Source organism: Pseudomonas sp. FSL R10-2189 (genome assembly GCF_009600325.1).
Taxonomy (GTDB): domain Bacteria; phylum Pseudomonadota; class Gammaproteobacteria; order Pseudomonadales; family Pseudomonadaceae; genus Aquipseudomonas; species Aquipseudomonas helleri.
Window position 1 is genome coordinate 197,430 of record NZ_WIVZ01000002.1, and the last position, 19,469, is coordinate 216,898.

A 19,469-nucleotide genomic window follows, 5' to 3' on the forward strand; every position below is an offset into this window, starting at 1 on the left:
TGGAGATACATATGGGGGTTGTAGCGCGTATTTCAACAGCGGGAGGGGAATGCGGATGAATGGAGTGAGAGATTTGGCGCCGACCTTGTGGGAGCGGGCTTGCTCGCGATGATGCCATCGCGAGCAAGCCCGCTCCCACAGGGTTCATGCCCCGGCGGGAGCGCAGGTGTTAGCGGCGCTGCTGCAACAACAGGTTGTTGAAGCCGCCACCGGCCAATTGCTTCTGGGCCACGGTCAGTTGTTCGCGGTTGCTGAACGGGCCGACCAGTACCCGGTACCAGGTTTCGTCTTTCACCGTGCCCGACTCTACCGAAGCGGTTTGGCCGAGCAGGATGATTTGGGCGCGCACTTTGTCCGCGTCAGCCTGTTTGCGGAACGAGCCCGCCTGCAGGAAGAACTTGGTTGTCGACGGCGCTTCCTTGACCACCGGTGGTGCCGGCGGTGGCGTCAGGCCGTTCAGGGCCGCTTGTGCCCGCACGGTGTCGATTTTTGCCGCTTCAGCCGGTGTCACCGGCGCCAGAGGGGCCGTTGGCTGCGCAGGTGGGGTCTTCTCCGGCACGGCTTCTGGCGGCACGATCACTTCTGACTCGGGCAGCAAGGTATAAAAGTCGTACTTGGGCTTGACCGGCTGAGTCGGGCTCGGCGGCGTCTTGTTGGCTTCAGCCGCTTGCGAGGTCTTTTGCGCCTCTTGCTTGACCCGTTTGACGTCGTCGCCCTTACCCGGCTCGAGCTTCATCAAAAACACGATAAAAGCGCCGACGGTGAGGCCGATGGCCAGCCACAACCAGCCCGGAATCGGCTTTTTGGCTGGCGCCTGATACCGGCTGGCGCCTCGCTTGGGTGCAGGTTTTTTCTTGGCGGCCAACTTACATGCGCTCCAGAGTTTCCAGGCCCAGCAATTCCAGGCCTTGCTTGAGGGTCAGGCCGGCCAGGGCTGCCAGGCGCAGACGGCTTTGTTTTTGGGGCTCGTCTTCGGCATTCAGGATCGGGCAGTTCTCGTAGAAGCTGGAGAACAGACCGGCCACTTCGTACAAGTAGGTGCACAGTGTGTGTGGCGTGCCTTTTTCAGCAACGTTGTTTAGCACTTCACCGAATTGCGCCAGTTTTGCGGCCAATTCCTGCTCTTGTGGCGCCGCCAGGACGATGTGCCCCGGTACTTCGTCGAAACGCTTGCCCAGTTTGCGGAACACGCCCGCAACACGGGTGTAGGCATACAGCAGGTAAGGTGCGGTATTGCCTTCAAAGTTCAACATCAGATCAAAGTTGAAGCTGTAATCGCTGGCGCGGTGCTTGGACAAGTCCGCGTATTTCACCGCGTCGATGCCGACCACCTTGGCGATGGCGCGCAGTTCTTCTTCGGCCAGCTCAGGGTTCTTCTCTTTCACCAGGGTGTAGGCACGTTCCTGAGCCTCGGTGAGCAAGTCGATCAGTTTTACCGTGCCACCGTCGCGGGTCTTGAAAGGGCGGCCATCAGCGCCGTTCATGGTGCCGAAGCCCATGTGTTCCATTTCCATCGGGTGGGTCACAAAACCGGCTTTGCGTGCCACGGCAAACACTTGCTGGAAGTGCAGGGCCTGACGCTGGTCGACGAAGTACAGGGCGCGGTCGGCCTTCAGTACACCGCTGCGGTAGCGGATGGCTGCCAGGTCGGTGGTGGCGTACAGGTAGCCGCCGTCTGCCTTGACGATAATCACCGGCAACGGCTCGCCTTCGGCGTTTTTGAACTCGTCGAGGAACACGCACTGCGCGCCGTTACTCTCCACCAGCATGCCTTTGGCTTTGAGGTCGTTGACCACGTTGATCAGGTCGTCGTTGTAGGCGCTTTCGCCCATCACGTCGTCCATGGTCAATTTAACGTTCAACAGTTCGTAGATTTTCTGGCAGTGCGACAGCGAGATGTCTTTGAACTTGCTCCACAGCGCCAGGCAGTCCGGGTCACCGGCTTGCAGCTTGACCACCAGGCTACGGGCGCGGTCGGCAAACTCAGGGGACTCATCGAAGCGCTTTTTGGCGGCGCGGTAGAAGTTTTCGAGGTCAGACAGCTCGTCGCTGGTGATCGGGTTTTCTTCCAGATAGGCCATCAGCATGCCGAACTGGGTGCCCCAGTCGCCCACGTGGTTCTGACGGATCACTTCGTCGCCCAAAAACTCCAGCACCCGTGCCACGCCGTCACCGATGATGGTGGAGCGCAGGTGGCCTACGTGCATTTCCTTGGCCAGGTTAGGCGCGGACATGTCGACAGCGGTGCGCTGGTGCGGGCCGGCTTTGCGCACGCCGAGCTTTGGGTCGGCCAGTGCAGCGTCCAGGCGCGAGGCCAGGGCTTGAGTGTTTTGGAAGAAGTTGAGGAAACCTGGGCCGGCGATTTCGACCTTGCTGATTTGCTCATCGGCTGGCAGCGCGGCAATGATTTTTTCAGCCAGATCGCGTGGCTTAAGGCCTGCAGGTTTGGCCAGCATCATGGCGATGTTGCTGGCGAAGTCGCCGTGGGTTTTGTCACGGGCGTTTTCCACCTGAATCGCTGGCGTCAGGCCTTCAGGCAACACACCTTCTGTGACGAGTTGAGCAAGGGCTTGTTGAATCAGCTGGCGAATGGTGTCTTTCATGGTCTTCTCTTTCGACCGCAAGCGCGGTAGCGCTTCAGTGCGCAGGTGGAAAAACTGGGTATTATCCGTTGCCGGGTCGGCCTTGCCAACCTTAGCAGTCGGGCTTTGTTAAATCCGTAGTCGCTGCCGCAGGCTGCGATGGGGTCAAATCAAAAGCGAAGGCCCTGCGGCCCTTATCGCAGCCTTCGGCAGCGGCTACAGGGACTTGCGTCAATACAAATCAACCGGGTCGACATCCAGCGACCAGCGGACTTGTCTGCCGCTGGGCATTTGTTCAAGGATCAGCAGCCAGTGGCTCAGCAGCCGATGCAGCGGCGCGCGGGCGTTGGCTTGTAAGAGTAGTTGAGCGCGGTAGCGTCCGGCCCTGCGTTCCATTGGCGCAGGCACGGGGCCCAGCAGTTCGATACCGCTCAGGTTCAGCTCGCCCAGCAAACGCTCGGCCTCGCTGCAGGCTTCATCCAGGAACCCTTCGGCTTGCCCCGGCTTGTGCGCTTCGGCGCGCAACAGCGCCAGGTGCGCAAAGGGCGGCAAGCCCGCAGCCCGGCGTTCGCTCAAGGCCTGTTCGGCGAAGGCAAAGTAACCTTGCTCGGTCAGTTGAATCAGTAGCGGGTGGTCGGCCAGGTGGGTCTGGATAATCACCCGGCCCGGCTCTTCGGCCCGGCCCGCACGGCCTGCGACCTGCACGATCAATTGCGCCATGCGTTCGCTGGCGCGGAAGTCGCCCGAGAACAGCCCGCCGTCAGCATCCAGAATCGACACCAGCGTCACCCGTGGAAAGTGGTGGCCCTTGGCGAGCATTTGCGTGCCCACCAAAATGCACGGCTGGCCTTTCTGGATGGTGGCAAACAGCTGGTTCATCGCGTCTTTGCGTGACGTGCTGTCGCGGTCGACCCGCAGCACCGGGTAATCCGGGAACAAAATCGCCAGCCGCTCTTCGGCCCGCTCGGTGCCTGCCCCCACGGGGCGCAAATCCACCTTGGCGCATTGCGGGCAATTGCGCGGCACGCGTTCGACGTAACCGCAGTGATGGCAGCGCAGTTCGCCAGAGCGCTGATGAACGGTCATGCGCGCGTCGCAGCGTTTGCACTCCGACATCCAGCCGCAGTCATGACACAGCAGGGTCGGCGCAAAGCCGCGACGGTTGAGAAACACCAACACTTGCTGGCCCGCCGCCAGCGTCTGGCCGATAGCTTGTTGCATCGGTCCGGAAATACCGCTGTCCAGCGGGCGGCTTTTTACATCCAGGCGCAGGAATCGCGGCTGCTTGGCCCCGCCTGCACGTTCATTCAAACGCAGCAAACCATAGCGGCCGGTGTAGGCGTTATGCAGGCTTTCGAGCGAGGGCGTGGCAGAGCCGAGCACGATCGGGATGTTTTCTTGCCGCGCTCGCACCAGCGCCAAGTCGCGGGCGTGGTAGCGCAGGCCTTCCTGCTGTTTATAAGAACCGTCGTGTTCTTCGTCGATGATGATCAGCCCGGGGTTTTTCATCGGGGTGAACAGCGCCGAGCGCGTGCCAATAATAATGTCGGCCTCGCCGTCGCGGGCCGCCAGCCAGCTTTCGAGGCGCTCGCGATCATTGACCGCCGAATGCACCAGCGCGATACGGGCGTTGAAGCGTTGTTCGAAGCGGGCCAGGGTTTGCGGCCCCAGGTTGATCTCCGGGATCAGCACCAAGGCCTGTTTGCCGGCTTCGAGGGTTTCGCGGATCAACTGCAAATACACTTCGGTTTTGCCGCTGCCGGTCACGCCCGCCAATAAAAAGGCATGGAAGCTGTCGAACCCGGCGCGAATCGCCTCACACGCTGCGCGCTGCTCATCATTGAGCGGCAGCTCGGGCTGGGCCAGCCAGTGTTCATGGCGTGCGCTGGGTGCGTGGCGGCGAATTTCGACCGTCACCAGCTCTTTGGCCAGCAACAGGTCGAGGCTGTCTTTATTCAGCTTTAACTTGCTCAGGAGCTGATGGGCCACGCCGTGCGGGTGCTGGGCGAGAGTGGCCAGGGCTTCGCGCTGGCGCGGGGCGCGGGCAATACGCGGGTCATCCAGCTTGGCGCCGGGGGCGATCTGCCAGAAGCGCTCCTGGCGTGTCTCGGCCAATTCGCCCTGACGCAACAGTACGGGCAACGCCCAGCTCAGCGTGTCGCCCAAGCTGTGCTGGTAATACTGCGACGTCCACAGGCACAGCTTGAACAGCGAGGCGGGCAGCGGTGGCGTGCTGTCGAGCAGGGCGATGGCCGGCTTGAGCTTGTCTGCCGGGACTTCGCTGTGATCGACCACTTCGACCAGAATGCCGATCATTTCCCGTCGCCCGAACGGCACCCGCAAGCGCATGCCAGGCTGTAATTGACTGCGCAGCACGCCCGCAGGCGCCCGGTAGTCAAACAGGCGGCGCAAAGGGGAAGGCAGGGCAAGGCGCAAAATGGCGTCGGGCACGCGGGGCTCTCAAGTGGTCGGCGTTCAATATGGCCGGGAGCCTAGCAGACAACGCGCCCGGAAGCAGGTTCGGGGTGGCTGAAAATCCGTACAAGAAGATCAAGAAACAGCCGACCCCCGGTGCTTGCGTCTGTTTAAAGGTCTGGTATCATTCCCGCCCTAAATTTACGTGCGGTATTCAACAATGGTGTTGAGTGGCGGCACGCTAGCCTGAGGAATACCCCATGAAAGCCGATATCCATCCAGCGTACGAAGTGATCGAAGTAACTTGCAGCTGCGGCAACAAGTTCGAAACTCGTTCTAACCTGTGCAAGCCACTGGGTACTGACGTATGCAACGAGTGCCACCCGTTCTACACCGGTAAGCAAAAAACTCTGGACGTTGGCGGTCGTGTTGATCGCTTCAAGACTCGTTTTGGTGCTTTCGGCGCTAAAAAAGTCGCCGAGTAAGGCACATGACCTTGGCCAGGCTTTTGGGTCTGACCGGGTTAATGAAAAAGGCGTCCCTTGTGGGCGCCTTTTTTGTGCCCGCGATTTGGTATTCCGCTGCTCAGGCGCAAGTGCTGTGCCCGGCGCCGCGTGCGGTGACCTACGCGCAGGTAGAGCGCGTGGTCGATGGCGACTCGCTGCGGCTTAAAGATGGCCGCAGCGTGCGCCTGATCGGCCTCAATGCCCCTGAAACCGGTAAAAAGGGCCGCCCTGACGAGCCGTTTGCCGATGCCGCACGCAAACGCCTGCAAGTGCTGGTCACGCAAAGTGACGGGCGTGTCGGCTTGCTACCGGGGTTGCAGCCGCAAGATCGCTATGGGCGTACTCTGGCCCATGTTTTCGGCGCCAATGGCAGCAATTTCGAAGCGCAGTTGCTGGCCGATGGCCTGGGCTTTCAAGTCGCGCTGGCGCCTAACGTTGAACTGCTCGATTGCCAGCAGGCCGCCGAGCAGCGTGCGCGTGCTGCCTCGCTCGGCTTGTGGCGACAATCGCCGGTGCTGGCCCCGCAGCAGATCAGCCGTTCGGGCTTCGCGCTGGTGAGCGCCAACGTCACCCGGATGCAGCGAAACCGTGGCGGGTTGTGGATTGATCTGCAAGGCGGGGCGGTGGTTCGCATTGCCCCCGAGTACTTGCACAACTTCGATCAGGCAGTGCTCACCCGCTTGCAGGGCAAGCAAATCGAGGTGCGCGGCTGGGTGCTGGACCGTGCCCAACGGGGTGGTTTGAAATCAGGGCAGGCGCGCTGGATGCTCTCACTGACCCATCCGGGAATGATAAAAACCATTTCGAATGTAAAGTTGTAGACAATTTTATATTTAAATTGTGGACATTCAGCCCTTCTAGGTCGCGGCTCTTGGCCCAAAGTCGTAGGGTAAAGCCCTTGACACTGCTGACTGGTCAGTCTTGTCGGGACTTTACGACACGCGTATGCTCGGCGGTCCGTCGTCCAACAGAAAAAAAGCGGAATGCCTATATGTCTGATTTGAAAACCGCCGCTCTCGAATATCATGCCCAGCCCCGCCCGGGGAAACTGAGCGTCGAGCTCACCAAACCTACTGCGACTGCCCGCGATCTAGCGCTGGCATACAGCCCGGGTGTAGCCGAGCCAGTGCGCGAAATCGCCCGCGATCCTGAGCTGGCCTACAAGTACACCGGCAAGGGCAACCTGGTCGCCGTAATTTCTGATGGCACCGCAATTCTGGGCTTGGGCAACCTCGGCCCGTTGGCGTCCAAGCCGGTTATGGAAGGCAAAGGCGTGCTGTTCAAGCGCTTTGCCGGTGTGGATGTGTTCGACATCGAAGTCGACGCCGAAAGCCCGCAGGCTTTCATCGATACCGTTAAGCGTATTTCCATCACCTTCGGCGGCATCAACCTCGAAGACATCAAGGCACCTGAGTGCTTTGAGATTGAGCGCGCTCTGATCGAGCAGTGCGACATTCCGGTTTTCCACGATGACCAGCACGGCACCGCGATCGTGACCGCGGCCGGCATGATCAACGCCCTGGAAATCGCTGGCAAAACCCTGCCAGAAGCCAAGATCGTGTGCCTGGGCGCAGGCGCAGCGGCCATCTCCTGCATGAAGTTGCTGGTGAGCATGGGCGCCAAAATCGAAAACATCTACATGATCGACCGTACCGGCGTGATCCACTCCGGCCGTGACGACCTGAACCAGTACAAAGCGGTGTTCGCTCACGCGACCGAAAAACGCACCCTGGATGACGCCCTGCAAGGCGCTGACGTGTTCGTAGGCCTGTCCGGCCCGAACCTGCTGAGCGCTGAAGGCCTGAAGTCCATGGCGGCCAACCCGATCGTGTTTGCGTGCTCCAACCCGGACCCGGAGATCTCTCCGGAACTGGCTCACGCCACCCGTAGCGACGTGATCATGGCCACTGGCCGTTCGGACTACCCGAACCAGGTCAACAACGTACTGGGCTTCCCGTTCATCTTCCGTGGTGCTCTGGACGTTCGCGCCAAGCGCATCAACGAAGAAATGAAAATCGCAGCGGCCAACGCACTGCGTGAACTGGCCAAACTGCCAGTGCCACAAGAAGTGTGCGACGCCTACGGCGGCATCAAACTGGAATTCGGTCGTGAGTACATCATCCCGAAACCAATGGATAAGCGCCTGATCACCTTGATCTCCGATGCCGTGGCTAAAGCCGCTATCGAGACCGGTGTGGCCACCCTGCCGTACCCGAAACACTACCCGCTGAAAAGCGTGGATGACGTCTTCAACGGCTAAGCCCGCGTAACGTCAACTAAAAGCCCCGGCTCGAAAGAGCCGGGGCTTTTTGCGTTAAGGGGGGGCTGAAAGCGATTGTTTCTCTGCTAAATCATTTCTTATGTATTTCAAGAATATTCCTACATCTATCACCGGCACTATCCGTTAGCGTCAGCTCTCCATTTTTGACACCTCCCCATGACGCCCGCTGATATGCAGACACCTGTGCCCGTTTCCCAGAGTACCCGCCTTCAATTGGTCGATGAACAGGACCCGCGTCACCGCGATGGCCTGGACGCCACAGGGCGCGGAGCAATCGGCGGAGTAATGCGTGCTCAAAGCCTCATGTTATCGGGCGCGGGCCAGCAATGTGCCCTGAACCGCTACCAATTGGCCTTGGTGGCCGCGCACGGCGCCGGCATCCTGGAGCCTGCTGCGCAGGGGCATCAGGATTATCGCCCGCTGTACCAGGACGTGGCCTATTCACAGCGTTTTCAACGGGTACCGGAGTCGTGCGATCAGCTGTTTATGGCCCACACCCCTGAACTGTTGCTGATCGCCATTCGCGATCCGCGCCCGGCGACGACCTTTTTTGGGGAGGACGATCTTGAGCCAGTGCCCTTTGAAGAGGGGCAAGGCCGCGTGCACCGAGGCTTTTACCACGCCGCCAAGCGCCTTTATGAGCGCGTGAGTACGTGCCTGAATAACGGCTTCGGCGGGCATAAAGTGCTGATGTGCGGGCACGGCGTGAGTGGCGCCATCGCGCTGATCCTGGGCCAGATGCTGCGTCACCGTGACGTGCAGCTTTATACCTACGGCGCGCCTCGTGCGGGTGATGCAACCTTTGTTCGGGCGGCGCAATCGCTGGCGCATTACCGCATGGTCCACCATCACGACCTGTTGCCCAGCCTGCCGGGCAGCTGGATGAACACCCGGCTGTCGACGTATCACGGGCACGCCACGCTGGGCTTTAACCATGGGTTGCCTGAGCTGGGTGTGTTTGTGGCGGGCCTTGGCGCGTTGACCGGCGAGCTGTATCAGCATCACGGGGCCTTGCGCCACTTCATGCCGTTGGTGTCCGGGCAGGAGGGGTCGCACCTTATGTGGGCACCCACGAGCGATATCGTGACCCAGCAGGCGGTGAGTCGTTTGGTGTTCGAGAAGCTGCGTGACAGGCCCGAGTGCGACGGGATGGTTGGTGTCGACCTTGGGGAGTCGTTGGGGGTAGACAGCTATGTGGCGGGCAGTTGGGCTGCATTTCAGCGTTCACAAGCCGCATTGGAGGCTCGTGAACCTGAAGTCACAGAAGCTGAAGTGAGGGCGGTTGATCTAGCGTTTGAGCATATTGGCCAGCAGCTGCGTAGCTGTTATCAGGCCGTGGTGAGCGAGGTGGATGCGCATCCGCATGAGCAAGAACGCATGATCAACCTGTTGATGCGCGAGCTGAGCCGGCTCCACATCACCCGCCAGCGCTTGTACGACATGAGGCTCAAGGTGCCAGGCGTGGCTGAGGTGTATGGCGACTGTGCCCAGCAGTCCTAAACAAAAGGGGGCTAGCTGCAAGCGGCATGTAACGTGCCGCTTGCAGCTAGCCCCCTTTGACGCTCTCTTCGTCAGAAGAGATCTATTGGCGCCCCGTCTTCTGCTGGCAGCGGGCTGCCCGGTGCCGGGGTGCTGCCCAGTTCGCTGTTGGTCGGCGGTGTGTCTTCGCTTTTGAACAGTTCGAAGTAGGCGCCCGGTGTGCCCGGTGAGGCAATGCGGCCGCTGGCCGGGTCGATGCGCAGGCTGAGGATGCCTTCCGGTTCGGCCTGGGTGTGCGCAGGTTTGCCTTTGAGCGCGCCGCCCATGTAGCTCATCCAGATCGGCAAGGCCACGGTGCCACCGTACTCGCGACGGCCAAGGCTCACGGGCTGGTCGAAACCGGTCCATACGGTGGTCACGTAATCGGCGTTGTAGCCCGAGAACCATGCATCTTTGGACTCGTTGGTGGTACCGGTTTTGCCTGCCAGATCGGTACGGCCCAGCGCCAGGGCGCGGCGGCCAGTGCCGCGTTTGATCACGTCCTGCAGCATGCTGGTGAGGATGTAAGTGGTGCGCCCGTCAACGATACGCTCAGCGACGGCCTGGGTTTCTGCGGTGGGCAGGCCGGGCGCGGCGTTGATGGTGTCAATGGTCAGCGCGGCGGCCTCTGCAGGCACGTCTTTGCTGGCGTTTTTCGGAACGCTTGGCGGGTTGGCCACGAACAGGGTTTCGCCGTTGCGGCTTTCAATCTTGTCGATCAGGTACGGCGTGATTTTGTAACCGCCGTTGGCAAAGGTGCTCCAGCCAGTGGCGATTTCCATCGGCGTCAGGGTGGCGGTACCCAGGGCCAGCGACAGGTTGCGCGGCAGGTCCTGCTTGTTGAAGCCGAACTTGCTGATGTAGTCGATGGTGCGGTCGACACCCAGGCTTTGCAGGGTACGGATCGAGACCAGGTTGCGCGACTTGTACAGCGCTTCACGCAGCGGGATCGGGCCGAGGAAGGTGTTGGTGTCGTTCTTCGGACGCCAGACCTTGTCCAGGTACTCATCGACAAACACGATCGGTGCGTCGTTTACCAGGGTGGCGGCGGTGTAGCCGTTATCCAGGGCGGCGCTGTAAATGAACGGTTTGAAGCTGGAGCCTGGTTGGCGCTTGGCTTGGGTGGCACGGTTATAGTTGCTTTGCTCGAAGGCAAAACCACCCACCAGTGCACGAATGGCGCCGTTGTCCGGGTCTAGGGATACCAGCGCGCCTTGCACGTCAGGGACCTGGCTGAATTTGTAGGTGCCATTGGCTTGCGCTTGCAGGCGAATCAAATCGCCAACTTGGGCCACATCCGAAGGCTGCTTGGGCATCGGGCCCATGCTGTTGGTGTTAATGAACTTGCGCGCCCATTTCATGCTGTCCCACGGGACGTGAGCCTCGCCGTTACGGGTCAGGACTTGCAGGCCGTCTTTGTCGACCTGGGTCACGATGGCCGGCTCAAGCCCGCTGATGGTGCGCTGCTTGGTCAGCTCCTGAGCCCAGGCCGACGGGGATTTACCGGCAAAGCGTGCTTCAGGGCCGCGATAGCCGTGGCGCTGGTCGTAGACCATCAAGCCGTCTTCAACCGACTTGTTGGCCAGCTCTTGCAGGTCGCTTGGGACCGTCGTGGTGACACGATAACCTTCGGTGTAGGCCTCGCTGCCATAACGGCCGACCATTTCGGCACGGGCCATTTCAGCGATATAAGGCGCGTTCACTTCTGGCGTCGGCACGTGGTAGCTGGCGTTCACCGGTTCGGCAATCGCGGCTTCATAACTGGCCTGGTCGATTTTGCCCAGCTTGTACATGCGGCCCAAAATCCAGTCGCGGCGTTCTTTACTGCGCACCGGGTTGGCCAGCGGGTTGAAGCGCGAAGGGGCTTTTGGCAGACCGGCAATCATGGCCATCTGCGCCAGGCTCAGGTCGCGAATCGACTTGCCGTAGTAAACCTGCGCAGCAGACTCGATGCCGTAAGCGCGGTTACCCAGGTAAATCTTGTTCACGTACAGCTCAAGGATCTCGTCCTTGGTCAGTTCGCGCTCGATTTCCAGAGCCAGCAGGATTTCGTTGGTTTTGCGTGAAAAACTCCGCTCACTGGTGAGGAAATAGTTCTTCGCCACCTGCATCGTGATGGTGCTGCCACCCGATTGTATGTGTCCGCTTTTTACCAACTGGCTGGCGGCACGCATCAGGCTGCTCGGGTCGACCCCGTAATGATTGGCGAAGTTGTCATCTTCTGCCGAAAGCAGTGCATTGATGAAATTGGGCGGAATGTCGGCGAACTTGATCGGAGAGCGGCGCATTTCGCCAAACTCTGCAATCAATTTCCCGTCGCTGGTGTAGACCCGCAAAGGAATCTGCAACTGGATGCTTCTCAACGACTCTACGGACGGCAAGCCAGGACTAAGATAGAGAAACGCGCCGCTGAGCACGAGCAAAAGCCCGCAGACCACGGCAACGAAAGACCACCCGAAAAACTTCAGCAGACGAATCAAGGCTTTTGGATTTCCAGATTAAGAAATGGGTTTGCACGTCAGGGTAGTGCGCATGCTGCGCCGGGTCGACGATGCGGAAAAAAACGCCCGGCATTATAAGCATTTTTCGGCTGCCAGCGTCATGGGCCGCATGTCAGAACGGGTTATGAACGGATCTCATTTTTTACCCTCCGTAAGTCACGGAATGCATTAGGGAAAATCACAGTGCCCGGATATTTTTGTAAAGCCCGCCAGCGGTATGTGGGTGTCGACATTGGCTCGCACACGATAAAAATTGTCGAATTGAGCCGTTCAAACGGCCCCTTCCAGCTGGAGGCCTATGCGGTTGAACCGCTGCCCGCCACGCTCATGGACGATCAGACCAGCGCCGAGCCGAAAAGTGTCGCCCAGGTGCTGCTCAAGGCGCTGGGTGCCGCTTCGGTGTCGGCGCGCGAGGCGGTGGTGGCGCTCCCGGACACGCACGTCATCTGTAAATACCTTGAGGTGGACGCCGGGCTCAGCGACGACGATCTGGAGCTGTACGTACGGCTAGAGGCCGAGCAATACATTCCGTATGCACTGGACGAAGCAGCCCTGGATTTCGATGTGTTGGGGCCTTCACCGAACAATCCGGAAAAACTGCAAGTGCTGTTGGTGACGTGCCGCCAGCACACCTTGGCGTGGTACGAGGCGGTGCTGAGCCAGGCCGGGCTAAAGGCGCGGGTGGTCGCGGTTCAGGCCCATGCGCTGGCGCGTGCGATTGAAGGTGCGACACTGTTGGGTGATGAGACGCAACTGCCGGCCACCGTGGCCGTCATCGACGTTGCGGGCCACACCACGCTGCTCAGTGTCGTTCACCAAGGGCAGGTGCTTTATGCCCGGGAGCTGTTGTTTGGCGCCGATACGCTTGAAGGTGACGCCTTCACGACGGGCGCGCTGGAGCAGGTTAAGCGTGGGCTTGAGCAATACGCCGAATCAGTTGCCGCGCCCGCCGTGCAATCGCTTTGGTTAGCGGGGCCAATCGGCGCCCGCAGCGGCCTGAGTGCCTGGTTTGAGGCCCGCCTCGGGCTGCCCGTGAACGTTGCCAACCCGTTTTCGCAAATGACCATTAGCCCTTTGGTTACACCTCAAGCCTTGCGTTGCGATGCCCCGATGTTGTTGACTGCCTGCGGTCTGGCCTTGAGGGGGTTTGATTAATGGCGAGCATCAACTTACTGCCGTGGCGCACCCTGTTGCGAGAAAAACGACGTAAGCGTTTTGTAGTCGTACTGATCGCACTGTCAGCGGTGGCGGTAGGCGGGTTGTTTGTGATCGACCACTTTATTGACCGGGCCGTCGAGCGACAGCTGGCGCGCAACGACTTGATCAGAAGCTCGATGGTGCAACTGGATGGTCGTGCCGAGCAGATCGATCAGTTGAAAGTGCGCCGCGAACAATTGCTTGAGCGCATGCAGACCATCGAAACGCTACAGGGCAACCGGTCTGACAGCGGGATCATTTTGGAGCAGCTGGCGCGCAGCTTGCCCAAGGGCGTGTTTTTTACTGACGTAAAAATGTCTGACCAGACCCTTGTGATCACCGGGGTGGCGCAATCCAACAGCCTCGTTGCCGAGTTGATGCGCAACCTTGACGCCTCGCATTGGCTTGAAGCGCCGGTGCTGATCGACGTGCAGGCAGGTCCCAGCCCAAGCGAAGGGCCGCAGCGCTTGTTCCAAATGAGCGTGCGCCAAACGCGGCATGCCCACACCGGCGCCCAGTTCTGATGGTTGCTCACTGGTTGGCGCGCCTGAGCCATTTTGATCTGCGAGACCTGAACGTTGAGCGTGTCAGCAATGGCTCGTTCAGGCTCAAGGCCGTGGTTGTGTTGGTGTTAGTGAGTGCAGTGCTGGTGATGGGCTACGCGCTGATGCTACGGGCGCCGCTTAACCAGCTTGCTCAGCAGCGTGACGCCGAAGTGATGCTGCATGGCGAATTTGTTGCCAAGGCCGCTCAGGTCGCGAGCCTGGAAGCCCAGTTGCTGTCGATGCATGAGCTTGAAGCGGCGTTCAGCGACGTCTTGAAGCAACTGCCCGGTCAGGCCCAAGTGCCCGGCCTGCTGGACGACATGTCTCGTCTCGGCCAGACCAGCGGCTTGCAGATCGAGCACATTCAGTGGTCGCCCGAGGTGCTGCAACCGTTCTACGCCGAACTGCCGTTAAAGCTGGTGCTGATTGGCGGCTATCACGACCTGGGGCATTTCGTCAGCCAGTTGGCGGGCCTGCCGCGCATTGTCACCCTGCATGACTTCACCCTCACCCCACTCAACGAGACAAACGACGGCCAATTGCGCATGACGCTGCTGGCCAAGACCTACCGCACCTACGATCAAGGATAGATCCCATGAGTGTTGGCTTTCGGCTACTCGGAGCCTGCTGTCTGGCGGGCCTGACGGGCTGCGATCACGCGCAAAACCTTGCGCAACTGCAAGCATCATTACAGGCAGTTCCGGCAGGCCCGGTCGCCATTATGGCGGCTGTACCGCGTGTCGAGCCTCCCGCGGTGGTGGCGTATGCAGCGGCGGGGTTGCGCAGCCCTTTTCAGGCGCAACTTGACGGTGGAGCAGGGCGTTGGCAGCCCAGCCTGCTGGTGGCCGAAGAACTGGACAGCGACCGCCCCCGGCATTTTCTGGAGGGGCTGGCCCTTGAGCAGTTCGAGATGGTCGGCACGTTTTCCAATGAGCACGGGGTCAACGCCCTGTTGCGCGCCAATGGGCTCGTGCACCATTTGAAGGTAGGCGATTACCTGGGGCGCAATAACGGGCAGGTTGCCTCGATCAATCGCGCACACGTTGAAGTGTTTGAAGTGATTTCAGATGGTCAGGGCGGCTGGCTGGAAAGGTCCCTGAGCATCCCTTTAAAGCAGCAGTCTTAACGGATAAACACCATGAAAAGGATTTTCCCGGTCTGTGCACTGGCGCTATGGAGTGCGCTGAATTCGCAGACAGCGCTGGCCATCGTCCAGCATCAACCCCCGTTATCAGCAAAACCCGCTGTTGTGGCGCCGCCCCCGGTGTATGTCGGGGAAAAGGTCTCGCTGAACTTTCAGGCCATTGAAGTGCGCACGGTGTTGCAGTTATTGGCCGAATTTACCCGGTTCAATCTGGTGGTCAGTGATGCGGTGCAAGGCAGCATTACCCTCAATTTGCAGGAGGTGCCGTGGGATCAGGCGCTGGACCTGGTGCTGGCCAGCAAAGACCTCGGTAAGCGTCTCGAAGGCAACGTGCTGTTGATTGCCCCCGCAGAAGAAATCGCCGCCCGTGAGCGCCACGAGTTGGAGGCGCACAACCAGCGGGCTGATCTGGCGCCGTTGCGACGCGAATTGGTGCAGGTCAATTACGCCAAGGCCAGTGACATCGCCAAGCTGTTCCAGTCCGTTACCTACGGCCAGGACGGCATGGGCCTTCGCGGGTCTATCACCGTGGATGAGCGCACCAATAACATCATCGCGCTGCAGTCGGACGAGCAGTTGGCCGAACTGCGGCGCATCGTGGCGCAACTGGACGTGCCGGTTCGCCAAGTCATGATCGAAGCGCGCATTGTGGAAGCCGGAGTGGATTTCGAACGCCATCTGGGGGTGCGTTGGGGTGGCACCTTGAATGCGGGGGGCAATTGGAGTGTCGGCGGCACTGGCCCTGGGGCGGGTGAGGTGAGTGCACCCTTTGTCGACATGGGCGTCAGGGGCAATACTTCGGGCCTGGGCATCGCCTTTATCAGCAATAACGTCTTGCTGGACCTTGAGTTGAGCGCCATGGAAAAAACCGGCAATGGCGAAATTATCTCTCAGCCCAAAGTGGTCACGTCCGACAAAGAGACCGCCAAAATCCTTAAAGGCACCGAAATTCCTTACCAGGAGTCCAGTGCCAGCGGCGCTACCTCTGTGTCATTCAAGGAAGCCTCCCTGTCGCTGGAGGTGACCCCGCAAATCACCCCGGACAACAGCGTCATCATGGACGTGGTGGTGACCAAGGACGAGCCGGACTACATGAACATGGTCAATGACGTGCCGCCGATCAAAAAGAACGAGGTCAACGCCAAGGTGCTGGTCAAAAATGGCGAAACCATCGTAATCGGCGGAGTTTTCTCAAATACTCAAAGCAATGTGGTAGATAAAGTGCCATTTTTGGGCGATCTGCCGTATGTTGGCCGACTTTTCCGTAAAGACGTTGTTCTGGAAAAAAAATCCGAGCTGCTGGTGTTCCTTACTCCGCGTATTATGAGCAACCAGGCGATTGCTGTGAGTCATTGATTCTGTGCGAAATTTGATTCTTGTTGGGCCCATGGGGGCTGGTAAAAGCACCATCGGACGTTTGCTGGCCAAAGAGCTGCACCTGCCATTTAAAGATTCCGATAAGGAAATTGAAGTGCGCACCGGTGCCAATATCCCGTGGATTTTCGATAAAGAAGGCGAGCCAGGCTTTCGTGATCGCGAGTCGGCCATGATCGCCGAGCTGTGCGAGGCCGATGGCGTGGTGTTGGCGACGGGCGGCGGTGCGGTGATGCGCCCCGAAAACCGCAAAGCGTTGTGGGCGGGCGGGCGCGTGGTGTATTTGCATGCATCGGTTGAGCAGCAGGTTGCCCGCACCGCGCGCGATCGCAATCGGCCCTTGCTGCGCACCGCCAACCCCGAGAAAACCCTGCGCGATTTGCTGGCCATGCGTGACCCGCTTTATCGAGAAATCGCCGACCTGGTGGTAGAAACCGATGAGCGGCCGCCACGAATGGTGGTTCTGGATATTCTCGAGCGGCTGGGGCAGCTGCCTCCCCGTTAAAGTGCGCCACGAAATGCGTTATCCTCGGCGCCGACCATGACCGCTCAGCGGCATGCCATCACTTGATAATTGCGAAACAAGGCACGGGGTTTCATGCAGACACTGAAGGTTGATCTAGGCGAGCGTAGTTACCCAATTCACATTGGCGAAGGTTTGTTGGATCAGCCCGAGTTGCTGGCCCCGCATATCGCTGGCCGCCAAGTGGCGATTGTGACCAATGAAACCGTTGCGCCACTCTACCTCGAGCGTCTGACGCGCAGCCTCGCGCAGTATTCTGTGGTGCCGATCATCCTGCCGGATGGCGAAGCGCACAAAAACTGGGAAACCCTGCAGCTGATCTTTGATGGCCTGCTCACTGCCCGTCATGACCGTCGCACCACCGTGGTCGCCCTGGGCGGCGGCGTAGTGGGTGACATGGCCGGTTTTGCGGCGGCGTGCTACCAGCGCGGCGTCGATTTCATTCAGGTGCCGACCACCTTGCTGTCCCAGGTCGACTCATCAGTCGGCGGCAAAACCGGTATCAACCACCCGCTGGGCAAGAACATGGTGGGCGCGTTCTACCAGCCCAACCTGGTGCTGATCGATACCCAAACCCTCAACACCTTGCCCGAGCGCGAGCTGTCGGCAGGCCTGGCAGAAGTCATCAAGTACGGGCTGATCTGCGACGAGCCGTTCCTGACCTGGCTTGAAGACAACATGGATGCCCTGCGCGGCCTTGATCAACAGGCCCTGACCGCAGCGATTTACCGTTCATGCGAGGCCAAGGCGATCGTTGTGGGCGCTGATGAACGCGAGTCGGGTGTGCGCGCTACGCTTAACCTGGGCCATACATTTGGCCACGCGATCGAAACCCACATGGGCTATGGCGTGTGGTTGCATGGCGAAGCGGTGGCAACTGGCACCGTGATGGCGCTGGAAATGTCTGCACGTCTGGGCTGGATCACTGACGCCGAGCGTGACCGCGGGATTCGCCTGTTCGAGCGCGCCGGTTTGCCGGTGGTGCCGCCTGCTGAAATGAGCCCGGCTGATTTCATGCAGCACATGGCAGTTGATAAAAAAGTGATCGACGGTCGTATGCGCCTGGTGCTGTTGCGTCGCATCGGTGAAGCGACAGTGACCGACGATTATCCACAAGAGGTTCTACAAGCCACGCTGGGTGCGGATTACCGCGCGCTGGCTCAGCTTAAAGGTTAATAAGATCCCGATGACTAGTTTGCATGCCGACGAGGCGTTCCTCGGTCACTTCCAGCTGACCCATGACCCGTTCGCCCCTCGGGTGCCGGGTTTCAAGTTTTTCCCTGCACAGCGCAAGCCCGTGCTGGGGCAATTGCACCACCTCGCCCGTTACAGCCAGTTGCTGCTGGTGGTGACCGGCCCTGAAGGCAGCGGCAAGACCTTGCTGCGCCAGGCACTGGTGGCCAGCACCAACAAGCAGTCCGTTCAGAGCGTGGTGGTGTCGGCGCGCGGTGCGGGCGATGCGGCAGGTATTTTGCGCCAGGTGGCACAAACCCTGAACGTGGCCCGGCCTGAAGTCGACGCGATCCTCAAGCAAGTGGTGCAATTGGCCCTCACCGGCCAAGAAGTCTACTTGCTGGTCGATGATGCCGAGCAGCTCGACGACTCAGCCCAGGAAGCCTTGCTGGGCCTGGCCGCCGGTACGCCGGAAGGCCGTCCGCATGTGTTCCTGTTCGGCGAGCCATCGATGATTGCCGGGCTTGAGCAGCTCAGCGGCGAGGAAGAACGCTTCCACGTCATCGAATTGCAGCCCTACACCGAAGAAGAAACCCGCGAGTATCTGGCTCAGCGCCTTGAAGGTGCAGGGCGCGGAATCGAACTCTTTAGCGCTCAGCAGATCTCAGATATACATGAGAGCTCTGGAGGCTGGCCTGGCATCATCAATCAGGTCGCCCGCGATGCAATGATCGAAGCCATGATTGCCAGCCGTTCAGCGGTCAAGCGTCCAAGTATGGGGTTCAAAATGCCGAAGAAGCACGTATTGGCCATTGGTGCCGTTGTGGTCGTGGCGGTTGCCGCAGCTGTGTTGATTCCTGGCCGGGGCAAAACGCCGACCGCGCCAAATGCTGAACAGGGGCAATTGCCGCTGGGTCAGGCCGCGCCGAAAAATGGCGCCAACCCGTCGATTGATTTCGCCGGCTCTTCCCAGCCGATGCCATTGCCGCTGGTTGGCCAATCGCAACCGGTGATGCGTGGCCCGCTGGCTGAAGCCGCCGGTGGTATTAGCGAAGGCGACGATGGCGGTGCGCCTGCGGTCGACGGCGGTGTGGCCAACCCGCCAACTGTCACCACCACCGCGCCACCGGTGGGCGTGCCTTCTGGCCCGGCTCCGGCGCCTGCACCGCGTCCAACACCAGCGCCTGCGGTGGCTGCGAGCAAACCTGCACCTGCGCCAGCCGCCAAGCCTGCTCCGGCCCCGGCTCCCAAGCCTGCGGCCAAACCCGCTGAGAAGCCGGTGACCGTGGCCAAGGCTGCACCGGGCGGTAGCTGGTACGCCAGCCAACCGGCCAGCAACTACGTGGTGCAGATCGTCGGCACCAGCTCTGAAGCGTCAGCGCAAAATGTGGCCAAAGAGTTGGGTGGCGAAGCCCGTTATTTCAAGAAATCCTTGAACGGCAAGCCGCTGTATGTCGTGACTTACGGCAATTTCCCGAGCCATGCCGCCGCCACTGCGGCAATCAAGAACTTGCCAGCGAAGACGCAGGCTGGTAAACCTTGGCCTCGCACTGTCGCCAGCGTCCAACAAGAACTGGCAGCAGCTCGCTGATGAGCCGGCGACCTTACCCAGGTCGCCGTTCTAGTCCATCAAATTATTCGCCCAGCATGCGACTTAATCGAGTCGCATGCGTTGTGGTGTCTGCGCCGTGCGGCGGTCAACATCAAAAA

16 protein-coding genes are annotated in these 19,469 nt (G+C 60.1%); 12 read left to right on the plus strand and 4 right to left on the minus strand.

The window, feature by feature from the left end; translation table 11 throughout:
* Window positions 1–169: 169 nt before the first annotated feature.
* From GHO32_RS02940 to GHO32_RS02950, 3 genes are all read right to left on the minus strand, one after another.
* Window positions 170–865, minus strand: coding sequence for an SPOR domain-containing protein (locus GHO32_RS02940; protein ID WP_123751065.1), 696 nt, complete (start codon window positions 863–865; stop codon window positions 170–172).
* A gap of 1 nt (window position 866) precedes the next feature.
* Window positions 867–2,603 (minus strand): arginine--tRNA ligase, encoded by a 1,737-nt coding sequence (gene argS / locus GHO32_RS02945; protein ID WP_153336174.1) that lies wholly within the window; start codon window positions 2,601–2,603, stop codon window positions 867–869.
* A gap of 210 nt (window positions 2,604–2,813) precedes the next feature.
* Entirely contained in the window at window positions 2,814–5,033 is a 2,220-nt protein-coding gene (locus GHO32_RS02950) for a primosomal protein N' (protein WP_262125979.1), read from the minus strand.
* Window positions 5,034–5,257: 224 nt separating this feature from the next.
* Between GHO32_RS02950 and rpmE the strand changes: the two genes are divergently transcribed.
* From rpmE to GHO32_RS02970, 4 genes are all read left to right on the plus strand, one after another.
* The gene (gene rpmE, locus GHO32_RS02955; protein ID WP_048366720.1) at window positions 5,258–5,482 is read left to right on the plus strand and encodes a 50S ribosomal protein L31; all 225 of its coding nucleotides are present in this window, start codon (window positions 5,258–5,260) and stop codon (window positions 5,480–5,482) included.
* A 5-nt stretch (window positions 5,483–5,487) separates the two neighbouring features.
* Window positions 5,488–6,324: a thermonuclease family protein gene (locus GHO32_RS02960; RefSeq protein WP_153336175.1), complete on the plus strand. Its 837-nt coding sequence runs from the start codon at window positions 5,488–5,490 to the stop codon at window positions 6,322–6,324.
* A gap of 170 nt (window positions 6,325–6,494) precedes the next feature.
* Window positions 6,495–7,763 carry a malic enzyme-like NAD(P)-binding protein gene (locus tag GHO32_RS02965; protein ID WP_048366718.1) on the plus strand — a complete coding sequence of 423 codons (1,269 nt, stop codon included), beginning with the start codon at window positions 6,495–6,497 and terminating at the stop codon, window positions 7,761–7,763.
* Window positions 7,764–7,967: 204 nt separating this feature from the next.
* Window positions 7,968–9,284, plus strand: a complete 1,317-nt coding sequence (locus tag GHO32_RS02970) for a lipase family protein (protein WP_178113831.1) — start codon at window positions 7,968–7,970, stop codon at window positions 9,282–9,284.
* A gap of 71 nt (window positions 9,285–9,355) precedes the next feature.
* On the opposite strand, the gene GHO32_RS02975 is transcribed toward GHO32_RS02970, so the two are convergent.
* Entirely contained in the window at window positions 9,356–11,779 is a 2,424-nt protein-coding gene (locus GHO32_RS02975) for a penicillin-binding protein 1A (RefSeq protein WP_371924558.1), read from the minus strand.
* Window positions 11,780–11,986: 207 nt separating this feature from the next.
* Between GHO32_RS02975 and pilM the strand changes: the two genes are divergently transcribed.
* The 8 genes from pilM to GHO32_RS03015 all read left to right on the plus strand — a co-directional run bounded on the left by pilM (window position 11,987) and on the right by GHO32_RS03015 (window position 19,350).
* Window positions 11,987–12,958 carry a type IV pilus biogenesis protein PilM gene (gene pilM / locus GHO32_RS02980; protein WP_368668429.1) on the plus strand — a complete coding sequence of 324 codons (972 nt, stop codon included), beginning with the start codon at window positions 11,987–11,989 and terminating at the stop codon, window positions 12,956–12,958.
* Window positions 12,958–13,524 (plus strand): PilN domain-containing protein, encoded by a 567-nt coding sequence (locus GHO32_RS02985; RefSeq protein ID WP_048386385.1) that lies wholly within the window; start codon window positions 12,958–12,960, stop codon window positions 13,522–13,524. Before pilM ends, GHO32_RS02985 begins: the two co-directional genes overlap by 1 nt.
* Window positions 13,524–14,135: a type 4a pilus biogenesis protein PilO gene (locus GHO32_RS02990; RefSeq protein WP_123751072.1), complete on the plus strand. Its 612-nt coding sequence runs from the start codon at window positions 13,524–13,526 to the stop codon at window positions 14,133–14,135. Before GHO32_RS02985 ends, GHO32_RS02990 begins: the two co-directional genes overlap by 1 nt.
* A 5-nt stretch (window positions 14,136–14,140) precedes the next feature.
* Window positions 14,141–14,671, plus strand: coding sequence for a pilus assembly protein PilP (locus GHO32_RS02995; protein WP_153336178.1), 531 nt, complete (start codon window positions 14,141–14,143; stop codon window positions 14,669–14,671).
* 12 nt (window positions 14,672–14,683) lie between these two features.
* Window positions 14,684–16,045, plus strand: coding sequence for a type IV pilus secretin PilQ (locus GHO32_RS03000; RefSeq protein WP_153336179.1), 1,362 nt, complete (start codon window positions 14,684–14,686; stop codon window positions 16,043–16,045).
* A gap of 4 nt (window positions 16,046–16,049) precedes the next feature.
* Window positions 16,050–16,568 carry a shikimate kinase AroK gene (gene aroK / locus GHO32_RS03005; protein WP_048366711.1) on the plus strand — a complete coding sequence of 173 codons (519 nt, stop codon included), beginning with the start codon at window positions 16,050–16,052 and terminating at the stop codon, window positions 16,566–16,568.
* Window positions 16,569–16,661: 93 nt separating this feature from the next.
* Window positions 16,662–17,762, plus strand: coding sequence for a 3-dehydroquinate synthase (gene aroB, locus GHO32_RS03010; protein WP_048366710.1), 1,101 nt, complete (start codon window positions 16,662–16,664; stop codon window positions 17,760–17,762).
* A gap of 10 nt (window positions 17,763–17,772) precedes the next feature.
* Window positions 17,773–19,350: an AAA family ATPase gene (locus GHO32_RS03015; protein WP_123751075.1), complete on the plus strand. Its 1,578-nt coding sequence runs from the start codon at window positions 17,773–17,775 to the stop codon at window positions 19,348–19,350.
* The last annotated feature ends 119 nt before the right edge of the window (window positions 19,351–19,469 follow it).